Annotated in this window: 12 protein-coding genes; 8 read left to right on the forward strand and 4 right to left on the reverse strand. The window is 42.2% G+C overall.

Going from position 1 to position 16,079, the window contains the following annotated elements; all coding sequences use genetic code 11:
- Positions 1-443: 443 nt before the first annotated feature.
- Complete coding sequence (locus TOL9009_RS0100635; protein WP_029630467.1) at positions 444-839, reverse strand: CU044_2847 family protein; 396 nt, start codon at positions 837-839, stop codon at positions 444-446.
- 129 nt (positions 840-968) lie between these two features.
- Between TOL9009_RS0100635 and TOL9009_RS0100640 the strand changes: the two genes are divergently transcribed.
- Positions 969-6,146 carry an nSTAND1 domain-containing NTPase gene (locus tag TOL9009_RS0100640; protein ID WP_029630468.1) on the forward strand — a complete coding sequence of 1,726 codons (5,178 nt, stop codon included), beginning with the start codon at positions 969-971 and terminating at the stop codon, positions 6,144-6,146.
- 255 nt (positions 6,147-6,401) lie between these two features.
- Here TOL9009_RS0100640 and TOL9009_RS41820 read toward each other — a convergent pair whose 3' ends face one another.
- From TOL9009_RS41820 to TOL9009_RS0100660, 3 genes are all read right to left on the reverse strand, one after another.
- On the reverse strand, positions 6,402-8,735 hold the full coding sequence (locus tag TOL9009_RS41820; RefSeq protein ID WP_051502716.1) for a relaxase/mobilization nuclease domain-containing protein: 2,334 nt from the start codon (positions 8,733-8,735) through the stop codon (positions 6,402-6,404).
- Positions 8,732-9,157 (reverse strand): plasmid mobilization protein, encoded by a 426-nt coding sequence (locus TOL9009_RS0100655; protein WP_144238096.1) that lies wholly within the window; start codon positions 9,155-9,157, stop codon positions 8,732-8,734. The genes TOL9009_RS41820 and TOL9009_RS0100655 overlap by 4 nt, the downstream gene beginning before the upstream one ends.
- Positions 9,158-9,281: 124 nt before the next feature.
- Complete coding sequence (locus tag TOL9009_RS0100660; RefSeq protein WP_029630470.1) at positions 9,282-9,809, reverse strand: hypothetical protein; 528 nt, start codon at positions 9,807-9,809, stop codon at positions 9,282-9,284.
- A 756-nt stretch (positions 9,810-10,565) separates the two neighbouring features.
- Here TOL9009_RS0100660 and TOL9009_RS37270 point away from each other — a divergent pair.
- From TOL9009_RS37270 to TOL9009_RS0100695, 7 genes are all read left to right on the forward strand, one after another.
- Positions 10,566-11,702: a ParM/StbA family protein gene (locus tag TOL9009_RS37270; protein ID WP_051502717.1), complete on the forward strand. Its 1,137-nt coding sequence runs from the start codon at positions 10,566-10,568 to the stop codon at positions 11,700-11,702.
- 13 nt (positions 11,703-11,715) lie between these two features.
- Positions 11,716-12,189 carry a hypothetical protein gene (locus tag TOL9009_RS41825; RefSeq protein WP_051502718.1) on the forward strand — a complete coding sequence of 158 codons (474 nt, stop codon included), beginning with the start codon at positions 11,716-11,718 and terminating at the stop codon, positions 12,187-12,189.
- A 14-nt stretch (positions 12,190-12,203) separates the two neighbouring features.
- On the forward strand, positions 12,204-13,256 hold the full coding sequence (locus TOL9009_RS48665) for a P-loop NTPase family protein (protein ID WP_144238097.1): 1,053 nt from the start codon (positions 12,204-12,206) through the stop codon (positions 13,254-13,256).
- Positions 13,257-13,563: 307 nt separating this feature from the next.
- Positions 13,564-14,244 carry a DUF6753 family protein gene (locus tag TOL9009_RS0100680; protein WP_029630472.1) on the forward strand — a complete coding sequence of 227 codons (681 nt, stop codon included), beginning with the start codon at positions 13,564-13,566 and terminating at the stop codon, positions 14,242-14,244.
- A gap of 209 nt (positions 14,245-14,453) precedes the next feature.
- A complete protein-coding gene (locus tag TOL9009_RS37280) occupies positions 14,454-14,720 on the forward strand; it encodes a DUF6883 domain-containing protein (RefSeq protein WP_199341256.1) in 267 nt (88 codons plus the stop codon).
- 77 nt (positions 14,721-14,797) lie between these two features.
- Positions 14,798-15,109, forward strand: coding sequence for a DUF4926 domain-containing protein (locus tag TOL9009_RS0100690; protein WP_029630473.1), 312 nt, complete (start codon positions 14,798-14,800; stop codon positions 15,107-15,109).
- A 224-nt stretch (positions 15,110-15,333) separates the two neighbouring features.
- Entirely contained in the window at positions 15,334-15,984 is a 651-nt protein-coding gene (locus tag TOL9009_RS0100695; protein WP_029630474.1) for a hypothetical protein, read from the forward strand.
- The last annotated feature ends 95 nt before the right edge of the window (positions 15,985-16,079 follow it).

The following is a 16,079-nucleotide window of genomic DNA, read 5'->3' on the forward strand; positions in this document are numbered from 1 at the left end:
CTTTGCCAAATTGATAAAGCTTCTTCTGCGTCCAAAGGTGGGTTACAGCGTTTGCAATATTGGCGGAATAGGCTTTGTGGTGTCGGATAGTAAGCTATGCCTTGCTCTTCCAAGATGGCAGATGTACCCAGTAGGTTTCGTGCTAATTTATAGCCTGAGTGATTGCGGTTTCCTTGTAAGTCTCCTTGTTTTATTAAAGTTTGGTCACTGCGATCGCTACACGGGAACGCCGCTTTTTATCCGAGGCTAGGGCGCTCTTGGCATTGAGCCAAAATTTTTGTAAAATTCTGTAATTTAGTCGGTTAACTTTTGTTAAATGTAACTTTTAGCCATTCTTTGAGGTCAGGATAAATACTGATGAATTATTCTTGCTCTATTTTGAGATAGCTTGGCTTCTTATGCGCTACACTATCTCAAAATGTCTAACTTTGAGATGAAAGCATTTATTTTATTTCAAGTTTATTTTCAGGAAACGAACACTCCACAGTAATCTTCATATTACTTTTAGCCGTGCCTTTTGTTACATAAGGAATACCTGCTTCTCCACCTAATTCAATGCCAAATTCTAAAGTAACTTTATTTACATTAGTAATGGGAATTTGCTTAAATGCATTTAAGGAACAAACAGTATAAGCCCGAATTGTGGAGTGAATTACCTGAAAATTTTGGATCATTTTTTGCCGTATTTGCACGGGACTCATTCCTTTACCAACTAGTGCTTCTTCCTCCTCTTCTTCAAAAGTGGTTTCTGGCTCGACTAAAGCAAAGTCCACGTCTTCGCTAGCTTCGATATAGATAATCGTGTTGTCATCTAGCTTGATCGGTGTAAGCTTGGTCATTATCAACTCCCAAGAGTAAATAGCTCAGTAATTACCACAATTTCTAAATTACTCTTTCCGGAAAATTGAATTGAGATTTTGTAGCACCTAAGTAATAATGCTATTCAGCAGTTATCTTAGGGGTGTGCTATGAGCCGGGATGCATTGGTAGTTGGTATTAATTTTTATGAGCCTTCGTCTAAACTATGTAAATTAACGACACCTGCACAAGATGCGGAGGCTATCGCAAAACTGTTAGAAGACTACGGAGAATTTAACGTAACGCGACTACCTGCAATGGGGTTTAAAAAGGATAAGACGATTCGCGTTCATTCATCAAATCCAGTGAATTTCGTTGATCTAGAAAAAGCAATAACCCAACTGTTTAAGCCAGAAAGCACACAGTTGCCAGAAACAGCGCTACTGTATTTTTCTGGACATGGGTGGGTTAAACCCAATGGTTTGAGAGAAGGATTTTTAGCAACCACTGATTTTAATGAAGAACATGGTAAATACGGCTTATCTCTAAGATGGTTGCAGCAACTCTTACAAGAAAGTGAGATACCGCAGCAGATTATCATTTTAGATTGCTGCTATAGTGGAGCATTGCTAAATTTTGATGCTGAGGCAAATCCGGGCAACAAGGGAAAAGTGCGAGACAGATGCTTTATTGCTGCTTGCCGTGATTTCGAGATTGCTTATCAAGAAATTGGTAAAGCACACAGTGTACTTACTAAAATACTGCTAGAAGGACTGGAACCTCCCCAACAAGGATGGGTTACTAATTACCGTTTGATAGATTTACTGAGTCAGAAACGCAACTCTTTTCCCCAAACTCCAGTCTATTACAACTCTGGTGAGGTCATCAACCTCACCAAGATAACCGTGGTAGCTACAGAAAAACCTGGGACTAAATCAGAACAAGCTATTTGTCCTTACAAGGGTTTGAAAGACTTTGAGTGTAATGATGAAGACGTGAAGCACTTCTATGGGCGAACAAAGTTAATTGACGAGTTGATATACAAACTGGACACTGGTAATTTCTTGGCTGTGTTAGGAGCATCAGGAAGTGGTAAGTCTAGTGTTGTGAAAGCAGGTTTACTTTATCAATTAAAGTTAGGACGCAAATTATCAGGTAGCGAAACTTGGCAGTTTAAAGACTTTCGACCAGGAGATCACCCCCTGCAAAGTTTAGCATTAACATTTGTGAATTCAGAGGTATCAGATGCTGAGAAAAGTTCACAGCTAATTCATGCTCAAAATTCTATTGCCCAAGGTGCAGCTGGTTTAAAAGCGTTAATTACAGTTATTCAAAAGCCCGTCTTGCTAATGGTGGATCAGTTTGAGGAAGTTTTTACTCTTTGTAAGAATAATGAAGAACGAAAGAATTTTTTTGATTGTCTACTAGGTGCTTTAGAACTTTCAAGTAATAATTACTATCTAGTAATAACCATGCGGGCGGACTTTTTTGACAAGTGTACTGAATACAGTAATTTGGCTCAAAAGATTCAAAACCATCAAGTCATCGTCTCTTCCATGAATAAAGAAGAGTTAAAAGATGCGATCAAGAAACCTGCTGAAAAAGTTGGTTTAGAGATTGAACCTGAATTAGTCACTCAAATGATTGCTGATGTTGCTGAGTCGCCGGGAATGTTACCGCTTCTGCAACATACTTTATGGACATTGTGGAACCAACGCAAGAGCGATCGCCTAACAGTGCAAGCTTATATTAATCTGGGTGGCATCCGAGGAGCCTTAGAAAAAACAGCCAATCAAGTTTACGATGATTTATCATCAGAAGATGAAAAACAGATAGCCCAGAAAATCTTTTTAGAACTCACACAGCTTGGTGAAGGTACTGAAGATACTCGCCGACAAGTACGTAAGCAAGATTTGTTAGACTCCCATTCTAACCCTAAACTAGTCGAGCAAGTTCTCCAGAAACTTGTGAGTGAAAAAGTCAGGTTACTCGTGACTAGCGCAATCGTTCAAAAGGGAGACTCCTCCAAGCAAGTCGAAAAAGGAAGCCGCTCAAAGCCAGTGGAAGTTGTAGATGTTGCTCACGAAGCACTAATTCGTCATTGGGATAAGTTGCGTCAATGGTTAAATGAGAGTCGAAACAATATCCGCATAGAGCGAAAAATTGAGGCTGAAGCGAAAGAATGGATAGCCAGAAATCGCGCTGAGGACTATCTCCTAACAGGTGGAAAACTGATAGAAGCAGAAATCTTTCTCGAATCGCTCAAAAAGCATCCTGTTCGAGTGTTTTTTGACAAAAATGCACAGGAATTTGTTGAAAAAAGTATTCAAAGAAAACAAGAAATAGAAGAAAGAGAACGCCAAATAGAAAGAGCCGAACAAGAACGAGAGCGAAAAAGAGAACAAGAAGAACTTCAAAAACAAAAGCAACGTTTGTTGAGGAATAGAGTCGTACTTGGAGTAACAGTACCTCTGTTATTTGGGGCATTGGCTTGGATCTGGAACAGTAAGCAAAACACTGGAATCATAAAATTAGCGGAAAACTCAAACCGTCTCTCTGATTCTAATAAACAAGTTGATGCTTTAGTGGAAAGTATAAAAGCAGCTAACGCCTTAAAAAATCCACTTGCTATCATCACTTCCAATACCCGAACTAGAGTTGTGGCTACTCTTGGACGAGCAATTTATGACCTAAAAGAAATTAACAGCCTTAAAGGTCACGGGAAGCGAATTGACAATGTTAGTTTTAGCCCAGATGGAAAGACTGTTGTATCGGGAGATCAAGATGGTGCTATCAAGCTGTGGAGTTTAGATGGAACGTTGCTGCAAACAATTCAGGGGCATACTCGTTTTGTTCGTGGTATTAGCTTCAGTCCTGATGGCAAAATGTTTGCTTCTGCAAGCAGTGATGGAACAGTCAAGCTGTGGAATTTGGCAGATGGCAAACTTATCCAAACATTTTTAGGGCATGGAAATGAAGTTTATAGAGCAATTTTCAGTTCAGATGGAAAAACTTTAGTATCAGCAAGTACCGATGGTTCTATTAAGTTTTGGTCGTTGGATGGTAGCTTAATCAAAACGATAAAAATAGGCTTTCGGATTTTAGACATGAGTTTCAGCCCTAACGGAAAAATCTTAGCTGCATCAGGGTCGAAGGACGGTACTTTCACATTATTAAACGTAAAAAATAACAAATCAACATCAATTGATACCAAGCAGTGTAATGAGAAAAGATGTCTGATTTTTGCTATAAGCTTTAGTCCAGATGGAAAATTTTTAGCAACTGGTGGCGACAACGCTACAATTAAGCTTTGGAAGTCAGACGGAACATATATCGGAATTGTTGATAATATTGAAAAAGATAAAGATGAGCATACAGATAAGATTCGGGGGTTATCCTTCAGTCCGAAGATCCAATCTGGTGAATATCTGTTAGCCTCAGCAAGTACGGATAAAAGCGTTAGAGTTTGGTTTTTGAGGTCAAATTACGACAGCGAGCCACCAAAAAGTAAAGAATTAAAGCCAAAGAACTTGGAGTTATCAGGACATGACAGAGGAGTTTTAGCTGTAAACTTCACGGATGATGGTCAAACTGTAGCTTCAGCTAGCGAGGACGGAACTGTTAAGCTTTGGAACATCGATAGTAGACTTAAATATCTGCCACATGACAAAGAAAAAGTCAAGAGTGTTAGCTTTAGTCCTGATGGAAAAACAATCGCTTCAGCCAGCCATTCTCCAAAGGGAAATCAGGGCAATATTAGCCTTTGGAATTGGAATGAAAATAGCAAAAAATGGGATAAAAAGCTATCAATTGATGCACATAGAGGATGGATTTGGCAAGTTAGTTTTAGTCCTAATGGTCAAACATTAGCGTCTGCTAGCAATGATGGAACTATCAATCTTTGGAGTCGAGAAGGTAAACTTCTTACTTCAAAAAATATAGGTAACGAGTCTTATAGCATTAGTTTCAGCCCTGATGGAAAAACTTTAGCTTCCGGTGATGCTAATAAAAAAGTCATCCTTTGGGAATACAAAGGTGATTCATTGACTGAAATTCAAACTCTTTCAGATCATACAAATGGTGTTCGTAGTGTCAGTTTTAGTCCTGATGGTCAATTATTAGCTTCTGCTGATTTTAACAACATAATTAAACTTTGGAGGAAAGAAGGCAATTCGTGGGAGTTTCAAAAAAATTTAGTAGGACATCAAAATAGACTTCAAGCGGTTACTTTTAGCCCAGATGGTCAACTCCTAGTCTCTTCCAGTACAGATGGTACAGTCAGACTGTGGAATCGGGATGGCAAATTAATCAACACACTGTATGGTCATACTCAAGGAGTTACTAATGTTGCTTTTAGCCCCGATAGCCAAATTATCGCTTCTGCGGGTGCAGATATAAGCGTGATTTTGTGGGGTCGTGATGGTAGTTTATTAAGATCAATTAAAAAGCATACAGACGGTGTCTACGATGTAGAGTTCAGTCCTGATGGTCAAACTCTTGCTTCTGCAAGTGATGATGGCCGAGTGATTCTTTGGAATTTGAATTTTGATCAGTTGTTGGAAGGGGGTTGTGCTTTAGCACGAAACTATCTACGCACCAATTCTTCCATAACTTCAGAGGTTCGCAATCTGTGTAAGATACCAGCAGTTGATGCTAAGTTGCTGATTGAGCAGGGAAGAGATTTAGCACGTAAAGGAAATACTGAAGGAGCGATCGCTAAATTCAAAGAAGCTCAACAACAAGGTCAAACTTTAGACTTTAAACCAGAGGAACACGCAAAAAATCTATTTGAGGCTTCTCAGCAATTAGCACAAGGATTGACAGCAGCAAAGCAGGGTAAACTCGAAGAAGCAGCAGCGGCTTTTGAAAAAGTGATCGCTCAAGAAGACCCAGCTTTTGCTAATTCAGGAATTAAACCCGAACAAGAAGCACAGCGCTTGTATGCCCTAAATCTTGCGGATACTGCTCAACTATTAATAGAAGGGGTGAAAGCTGCCAAACTAGTAATACAAGAGGGAAAAAGTAAAGAAGCAGCAGATATCAAAGCTTTGAAGGCTAGAAAAAAGAACGAAGCCTTCGATGCTATTAATACAGCAATCAAGCAAGACCCTGCGTACAATTCACCAGAAGAACTCAATCAAGAGCAAAAAACCTTAAAAGATAATGACATAAAAGTAATTGCTCAAAACCAAAACAAATATATTGATAAAGCCCTTCAATATTATCAGCAAGCAAAAGGATTATACCCACAAATTGAAATTTCTTCTTCAAGTTTCGACTTTTTGTGTCCTAGTGGTAACACACGGGGTCAATATGCTAAAGAGTGTTCACAAATCAAGCCAAGATGATAACCTCAATTTTAGTATATATAAAGGGCAACAATCTTACTTTGGGTTTCGGCTTTTGAAAGACCTTCATTGACTTGGTGAGTTTGACTTTGGTATGGTAAACCTTCTCCACCTTTGAGCCATTTTGTGTAGTGAAAGACATGAGTCTAAGAATGTAAACATTGCGCTCCTAAACAATTGAACAAGTGCAACTTTGTTCAATTGTTTAGGAGCGGTGAAAAGAGCTAGTGACTCCCATTTAGTCACTTCGGAGCATCAATCAATATCTAAGCCTTGGTCGCATGTCTGCTTTTTATGAAGCTTTTGTACCTCAGATTTTATATCTTCGTCAGTTAGTATCTTGTTCCAGCCAGCCATACCAGGGTTTATTCGTCTAGCCTGGGGTAAAACAGCAAGTATTTCTTCAGATACTGCATTGCCTTCTTCATCCCCTTTCAAACCCACTACGACATTAGGTAATTTCTCCAGAAATTCTTTGGGAATTGCTTTGACGCTATCGGCAGCCAAGTATAAAGTTGGCGTTTGATTAAAGTCCGGGTCAAGAGCCATTACTGAAAGCACTTCCACCGGATCGCTGGTAAGAACTGCTCTTTGAATTGGGGTAATGGTTGCTACCCAGAAGCAGCCCGTTGTTGTGTTCGGATCATCAGGGGCAGCTGTTTCATCGAAGCCAAGGCGAATAGAAGAGAATGTGCTATCATTCAGCACAAATGCCCCGGTCGGTTCACCGTCAAGAGTCCGCCCGACAAATACAGTTTGACCTTCATCGTCCGCATAGATCCAACCTTTGGCGTGCAAGAGTTTTACCATTTGCTCAGGCAGCAAGCGATCGCCTACCAAATACTCTTGCACCTTATGCCAGTTGTTCTCGTTTCGGTCGGGCAGCACTGGGGCTGAGATTTCTGGTGATGCGTCGTTCGTTTGTTGTTCCGGTATTTGGGGCATCTCGTCAGACTGTGACGTAGGCATTGGCTCTGCCCTATGAAGAATTTGCTGCTTTGACTGCGATCGCCAACGGACACGCTTTGCTGTAGGCACTTCATCATCTTCAAGTTGGGTGTCAGATTCTTGGGTTTGTGCTTGGTTCATGGGTTGCCCCAATTGGTCGGGTTTCTGGCGCTGCGTGTCTGGTTTTGTTTGGGAGGGTGCCTGCTGATTAAACTCTGATTCTGACAACAGCCTGCTGTGTCGTTCCGCCAGCATTGATGGTTGTTCTTTTAGTGCGTCTTGATCCGGCTGCTGTTGTGCAACGCTCGTTGTTGCTCTAGCCTCCTTGGGTTGCTGTTGGTCAGTAAGTTGTTGCTGGTCAAGATTTTGGGCAGCCTCGGATTCCCCTTTGTGTAGCTTTGTTTCACGTTGGTCGCCATCCACATCTTTGGGTCGCCGTTGCTGCCCAATAGTCGAGGCGGTTCCTATTGTCACGTCAAAAAGCTCTTGTTCACGCTTGACTTTGCTGATGTTATCATATATAGCATTTTTTCCATAACCTGATGTATTGTCGTCCCCCAAGATAACCGACTGTTGTTGCTTAAGACGCGATGGGCGAAGCCCCGCCTGAGGCGATCGCTTCTTATGCCGCGTCGTGGCTGCCTGTTGCTGCTGTTTTAGTTGCTCAAGCGATTGATTGACGGGGCTTGCGGTTTGTTGCTGGTCGCTGTCCAATCTGTCTGGCGCTTTTGGGTAATCAGGCGAGGTGGTGGTTTCGGTACGGGATTTTATCTCTTCCTCCTGGCGTTTCCGAATCTGGTTTTGATGTGCGAGTTGAGCCTGTTGTTGCTGCTGTTCCTCGGTCGGGCTACGTAATGCTTTCTCGATAGCTTCTTTCTCGCTGTAACTAACACCCCTGTATTTCTGCAATCCTTTGAAAGTGTATGCTTTACCCAAGTGGGTGCCAGAAAAAGCGACGCCGTTTAGCTGATAGCTAATGCCCATTTCTCCGGTTGGTGTTGGCGACACCTTAACATCAATGCCTTGGTCTTTTAGCTGTTGAACCAAATCCGGCATCGTGGGACTATCTTCGGTCAGTTGGTCAATTGTATCTTGCAGTTTCTTTCTAACGCTCGTTTCTCCGGTTCGGGAAAAGAGACGGCGTTCTCCCGTGGTTGGAGAGCGGCGGTCTTTTTCAAAGCTTGATGATGCTGGTGTCAGTTCGTACTTATTCTCCAAATCCCTGATTAATTCCTCAGAACGTTTGTAGTCCTGCCATTCAGAAACAGTGGAGCCATTCAGTCTCAGACGGCTGGCTACAATATGAACATGGTTATGTTCAGTATCGGTATGACGCGCCAGGATGTACTGATTGTCGTCAAATCCCATACCTTGCAAATAATTTTCTGCGATCGCGCACCAAGTTTCATTCTCCAGTGTTTCTTCTGCTGGCACACTCAAGGTTGCATGATAAACAACTTTGCGGGTGGGCTTTTTAGTGCGCGTCCTCTCGTGACGCTGCACAGATAACTGAAATTCTTGGGATAATTCAGCTGGTGTCTCTCCTACCATATTGCCGCCTATTAGCTCGGCTCCTTCTTTGCCCAGCACATAGTCCAGACAGCCGTAAAAGTCAGTTCCCTTGATTTGCTTACCAATCATCCTGGTTGTTTTTTAACTATGTCTGCTGTAGTGCCTGCTTTGGTTTGGGAATTGTTTGTTTGGGTCTCGATTCCCGCTATTTCTTTACGAGTCTGGATCAGCAAGGACTGGAGTTGGTGCAGGAGGTTAAGGTCTATAGGGATGTCCTGTTGACATGAAGCTACCGAATCTTGTAGCGTGGCGGTTAGTTTCTTCAGGTCAGCACCAATGCGTCCTAATTCCCTGTAGGTGTCGATAGAAATGTCTGTGATGATAGGGGGAAGGTGGCGAGATAAGGCGCATCTTCGTATATATTCGCTTAAGTTGTAACCTGCTTCTTTGGATTTGGCTTTCACTTTTTGATAATCCGAAGCATTGAAGTGGACGGGAATGTTGCCACTGGTGAGAGGCGATTTGGCACTTTGCTGTGTTTTCTTTGGCATTGTTAAGGTTTTTAAGTTATGAGAATAAAAAAGTTTTTGACAGCCCAAGAGGGCAGGTGTGCTGTGGCGGCTCTTCAAGAAAGCAAATGAGTCGTGTTGATGTCAGCTACTTGTAATCGCTTTTTTAATCTACCGAGGTGCTATCAAAGATATGCCCGCATCGATAGCACCGGGCTTGACGCTCCCACTTAGTTAGGGCAGGCAAATAGACCTCTTTTTTGTAGCGAGCATTGACCCGATTTCTTTTCCAAAGCAACAAGCAAGTAGCGGCAACCAAAATAATAATCAGTGGTACTGCTGCTAGGCTAAGAATTTGCACCCAAGCTTCTAGAGGAAAAAAGCCAATCGCCACTGTGAACATTGACCAAATTGCTTTTATTAAAATCCCCGCGATCGCAACAGCGATGACAAGTGCCCACTGCTCGTAAACTTTCCCGACATTTTTAGGCAAAGGAGGAGCCACTCGTTGGGCTAGTCGTGTTTCTATTCGACCTCCACTGCTAAAGTTGCCAGATTCGCTGCTGATGCCGTGTCTACCAAAATGGATACCTTTGTAACTTCCGGTAGCTTGGGTATCGGCAATTTCCTCTTCATAAATAGCTTTAAGCTTACGAGTCTTCGTGCTGTTGCATTGGGGACATTTAATTTTCATAGCTCAAGATTGAGTTTTTTTATTTGTAACTTTGACGCCCTCGCGCTTCGCTTGCCGCTGCTGAAGAAGAAGGAGAATTTTTCGCTTCTTTTATTGAGCGATCGCTCTAGCCCCCAGTCTTTTTGAACGAACTCGTCGCGGAAGACTCTGGGCGATCGCTCTTACAAAGTGCCGCGAACAAATATTCATAATTTTCTGGTAGTGCGGTGGTCGCCATTCTTCGTAAAGGTAAATATTGATCTAGTTTCCATAAGGCGAAGTGTAAGTTTAACTTTTGGTGCTTACTGTTAGCTTATTCCAGTTGAGTGTTCTTCATCTTCCCACTGGAGAAATAATCTCACGAAAAAATTTGTAAAAATATGATTTTCGACAATGCGAAAGTAAGGCGTAATTAATGCGTATTTAATTAGTCAATAAGGCGAATCTAACCATTATTTATGTTTTATAAACCTCCTAAATACGTTGAAAAACATATAAATAAAATATGGCTTGCTCAAATGGAAAAACACGAATAATCTGCTCAATTAGTCTGCCTTTAGGCACAGAAATAACTTCTATCTTTTGTCTGAATTCAGAAGTAATTAAAATGAGTTAAGAAGATAAGAGAAGAACAAGCAAGCAATTTTAGGACTCGGAGAATTGTTAAGGCTAAATATTGTGTCTTTTTAAATCTTCTATTTGCCTAAAAAATGCAGAGATTCTCTAAGCACAAGCTTGTAAATTGCGTCAAATGTCTTATAAAATCTTGGAAAATTAATGAGTACGAATACTCAGCAGAAAAAAGTAGCACTGCTGACTCTGGCTTTGGATTTTGGAGGCTCCGCTACCAAAATTGTTTACGCCACGTCTTTAGATCACAAAGCGCGGTTGCTGTGCATGGAACCGGAGGTAGCAGTTTTAGCTCGTGAATCTATCTTGGAGTACGAGGGTGGTAAATTAGGATCTTCAGATCCAGAGAATGTAGCTTGGGTAGCGGTAGGTGAGCAATATAGAGCCGTAGGGTATCTGGCTCAATCTCGCTTCTATGCCAATGCGGGTTTATCGGAATTGAAATACGAGCGAGCTATCTACAAAACCTTAGCAGCAATTTGGGTGATTAAAGAGAAGCTTGGGCTGGGTTCGCGATTAGGAGTAGCGATCGCAGTTTTATTGCCCCCCGGAGAATACGAAGATAGAGATCGCTTTGAAAAGATGCTGCGATCGTCGCTGGCTGGATATCAGACTCCCACAGGACGAATGAGTGTGTCCCTAAAAGCCTTCAACTGCAAGCCAGAAGGGGGTGGAATTTATCTGGTGCATCGCAAGAAAGTAGGAGAAGTTCTCAAAACTAGGGTTTGTGCCATAGCGATGATTGGCTATCGCAATGCTAGTGTTCTAGTTTCCCATCGCGGGGTCATAGGTGAGGGGAAAACTTCTGACCTGGGCTTTATTAGGATGCTAGAGAAAGTGATGAGCAAGACTTCTGGACTTAGCCCCAAGCGTCTGACCCCAGCAATTGTGGAAGCAGGTGACGAGGTTAGATCGGCAGCGTTGTTGCGTTTACCCAGAAGCACGACTAGAGAGTTACGAGCCGCTGATGTTCAACAAATTGTGGCTGCTATTAAATCATCTCGTCCTGAATACGCCAAAATCCTCATCAGTTGGTTGGATGAAACCCTCCCTTTGGATGTGGAAGAAATTGTTTTTTGCGGGGGTACTGCGGATTACTTAAGAAAGGAACTTAACGAACATTATGACAGGATTCCTTTATTTTGGAATGCTGAATTGGTTATTCCCAAAACCCTAGACACTTTTGGGTTGGGGAATCGACTGGCTGATGTGTATGGAATGTTTTTGTACTTCTCTAGTTTAGTTAACACATTGCCCGATAGAGATGAAGAGGGAGCGGCATAAAAGGTAAAAAATTATGGCTGAGAGAATAAAGCAGGCGCATTTTTGTTGGCGGTATCAGCCAGAATCCCACACTTTGGATGCAGTGTTGTTGGCTTATCTCAAAAACAATGTGGTAATGCGGACAACCGATATGATGTTGCATTCTTTGCGGGCGTTTTGGTTGCCACTAGCTTGTTTAAAGCATCCCGATTTATCTGAAGCAGACAAAAAACAGATGGCAAGAGATGCAGTGTATGCCCTGATGCGACAGGCGGATTATCTTTGCTCAACTTTTGGTTTGGAGCGGGTTACTCCTCCTAACTCTTTAGTTTCCCCAAGTTCGATATCGCCAGTTTTTAGAAGTACAAATTCGGGACAAGGAGCCGAATCTTCTTCTTTGCCTTCAAAGAAGTTGAAAGAGGAAACAAGGGAGAATTCGTTATTGGTATCGGAGCTAGAACGAGCCACTGGCGATGGTGATTGGGATGACAACGGTTGGAAAAGTTAAGGAGAAAGAAGAATATGGCTTTAAGAGGAAGAAAGAAGAAAGAGGCAATTTTTGAAGAAATAGGAAATATTCAGGTTGAAGACCAGACTTTGGACACTATTTCAACTCAAGATACAAAAATTGAAACTGAAAAACTGGACAATACTTCAACTCAAGATACAAAAATTGAAACTGAAAAACTGGACAATACTTCAACTCAAGATACAAAAATTGAAGCTGAAAATTTGGACAATACTTCAATTCAAGATGCACAACTTGAAACTGAAAAACTGGACAATACTTCAACTCAAGATGCACAACTTGAAGCTGAAAATTTGGATAATACTTCAACTCCAGAAAAACAGGATGTTGGACACAAACCCCTACAAGCAAAGCAGAGGACAATAATTCATTTGGTGGATGGCGAAAAGGGGGGTGTAGGCAAATCTCTGGTTGCTCGAACCATGCTGCAATATTGTTTGGATAATTCACTGCCAATTGTTGCAGTGGAAGCTGACCGTTCCAATCCAGATGTGGCTGGGATTTACTCAGATTGCTTTGAAGCTGTATTTAGTGAGGATGAAAAGAGAGCTGACAAAGCGGATAAAATTTTCGAGTTGGCTATGTCTAAGTCCGTGATTGTAAACTTACCTGCTCAGGTATATGAGCCAGTGTCCGATTGGATAAACAAGAATGGACTGATTGAGTTAGGAAAGCAGCATTCTCTAACTTTCTGTAAGTGGTTTGTCTGCACCGGTGGTTATGACAGCGTGCAGTTGTTCTTAAAGTCCGTGAAGGATTTTGGTGACAAAATGCCCCACGTTTTGGTGCGGAATTTGGGATTATGTGACGATTGGTCTCATGTCGAGGGGATGGAGGAAGTGAACAATACTATTAATAAGTATTCGGTGCAGGTAATTGACTTCCCCAAATTTAGCTACCGGGAAAGGAATATGGTAGATGAGAAGCGAATAACGTTTGCCCAAGCGCGGGATTCTGATGAATTTGGGATTGTGTCGAAACAGCGAATTCATAATTTTCTCAAGTCCGCTTATGCACAGTTTAAAAATACGGGTTTGCTACCTTAACAAGTAAAAAGTAGTCGTAGAATCCCCATAATTAAAACGCGTAGCGCCGTTCGCTGTGCGTGGCGGTCTGGGGATTTTACGCTCACCTTTTCTTTTGGTCGCTATGCGCCTCGAAAAAAATCTTTATATTTCTTACCAGAGATTAATTTTCGGCTCCCAGACCAATTCTCTCTTTTGCCTTTTAAATGCATGACTTTTGACTTGGAGCGAACGCGAGTGCGTCTCCGTTCGCGCAGCGTCCCGTACAGCGCGTAGCGCATGAAAACCACGAAGTGTCTCCGACAGGAGAAGGGAAGGAGAACCGACTGTGACCTTTTTCAAAAATGCCAAAACCCAAAATTTGTTGGATGTGGTTTTGGAAGGAAAAACTGAGGAATTCCGGCGTAGGGTGTTGGATTTGGTAGTTAAGACAGGGTTGGAACCGGATGATCCAATTTTTCTAGTCTTGCTAGCTACTGGGCGTTTGGAAGTGTTGTTGGAGGAATCTCCTCTGGCGCTAGAGCGTCTGTTTAAGGGATGGACTTCTGAGATTAAGCGTAGTCTGGATTTGGTGGAGCAAGTTACTATTGAGCAGCAGAAAAGTGCGATCGCTAAAGCAGCCGGGGATTTAATTCGGCAAGCGGAAAGGAAAGAAGGGCGACGATTTTTTACTTCTTTGATACCGGCAATGGCGGTGTTGCTCTCTTGTGTGGGAATCGGTGTATTGTTGGGGATAACGGTTCCTCCCTGGATGGGCGGGGGACTGACCAAAGAGCGCCGCCTCACAGTAGAGGAAGCTGAAGCCTTGCGCTGGGCGCAGAGTAAAGAAGGGAAGTTTGCCCGCAATCTGATAAAGTGGAACTCCGGCTCCCTGGACAATTTGGACTGCACCAAAGATGTAAAGCGCCTGGGTGTTACTTTGAAAATTGCTGGAAGACCAGCCACAGGAGGCTTTTGCACGATTTGGGTGCAACCCCCAGAAAAGCGCCAATTTAAGAAAGAGGAGTAGTTATAACGTCAAGAGTAAACTACCTACACCTGTGTGAGTACAGGTACAGTGGGAGCCTCCTGCCGGAAATAGGTGACAATTGTCACTCTCGCGCTTTTGTTTCATCCTAAAATTTATCGCCCGAGAGCGATCGCTCGCGTGAAATATGCAAAAAAGTAAGAAGAATGGGGCATTTGATGAGCTTTAGCTAAAATCGAAGGTAAACAAGGATGAAGCTGGGAGATATTGTTAGTCGCATTGTTATAGATAAGCGCAAGCTGACGGATTACGCTCTCAACAGAGATAACCCCGTAGGTGCTGACAAGGCGGTAATTTTTCAGCGTGATTTAGGTTTTACCATAGATAACTATCAACTTCTGCTAGAACAAATTTCGACTCAAGCCCTAGATGCTGAAGCCTTGAAGGGGCGTGCCGACGAGCATGGACAACGCTACACTGTAGATTTGGATATTACGGGAACCCAAGGGCAGCGATAAATTGTTCGTACAGGTTGGATAGTAGAACTCGATAGCGATGCAGCTAGATTAGTAACGCTTTATGTTCGGAGGCGAAAATGACTTATCCAGAACTGTTTGATGTGATTGAATTGTTAGTAAATTTGCCTTTATATAACCTGCGTGCCGGAGTCCGAGGGGCGATTGTAGAATGTTATGACGATAATACTTATGAAGTAGAGTTTACTAATGAAGAAGGAGAAACTTTAGCTATTTGTACTCTATCATCTGAGCAATTTATAGTTATCTGGAAAGCTAAAACTAAGAGTTGGTTACCAGTCTCGGAACAGATTTATGCTGTGATTAACCATTTGTCTGAAGAACGTAAGCAGGAAGTATTAGATTTTGCCCGTTCTCTTCGAGCGCGATAGTTACTTTAAAAAGGAAAAACGCCCTTGAGTGACAATTGTCACTCTTGAGCGCTTTTGTTTCATCCTAAAATTTATCGACCGAGAGCGATGCCTATGGCGGGCGCGAAGCGCCATCGCGCTATAAAATATGCGTGCAAATCATGGACGGTCAACCTTGTCGTTGAGAAACCGTGTATTTGCTCAGATAATACGATCTACTATTAAAGATGGAGAGCTAATAACTTATGGTTCAAACAGTTGGGATTACCAAAGCGATTACTAACCTGAATGAGGCGCACGCCAAGTTCAATTTAAGCCAGACTGCCGAGAGCGAATTTTTCACAGAATGGTTTGACGATTTACCCGAACTCACAGATAGCGAAAAAGCATCTTTGAATCGCCTGAAAAATCGCTACCTCTATTATGCCGCAGACGGTTCAATCACAGAAGGTACTGTCAATATTATTATGCTATCTCCACTACTGGAATTAATGGGTTTGTGCGATCCTCCTTTTAAGATTCAGAGTGAGCAATTGGTGAAGGTTGAAATTGAAAATGGAGGCGAAGAAGAACTCGTATTAGAAGGATTCATTGATACTTTGGTTGTGCAAAATAGACTCTGGGTGGTGTTAATTGAATCGAAGCGTTATGGTTTGAGCGTTATGCAGGCTCTCCCACAAACTTTAGCTTACATGATGGCAAACCCTAACTTGGAAATGCGCCTTATTTTTGGAATGATAACGACTGGTGAAGACTATATTTTTATCAAGCTGAATCAGCAGACGCGCTCCTATGCTTTATCAAACAAGTTTACTCTCTCCAACCCAAGAGAAAATGAGTTGTACGAAGTTATGCAGGTGATGAAGCGAATTGTTAGCTTGGTTGTACAGGCATGAGTAGCGATGTATTGGATTGCAAAAAGTGAATCCTGAGTTACTACAATACAGTTAGTTTGCATAAATCTTACATTGCCCCAAACCCCGAAAAAAAA

The sequence above is a fragment of the [Scytonema hofmanni] UTEX 2349 genome (genome assembly GCF_000582685.1).
GTDB classification, from domain to species: Bacteria; Cyanobacteriota; Cyanobacteriia; order Cyanobacteriales; family Nostocaceae; genus Hassallia; species Hassallia hofmanni.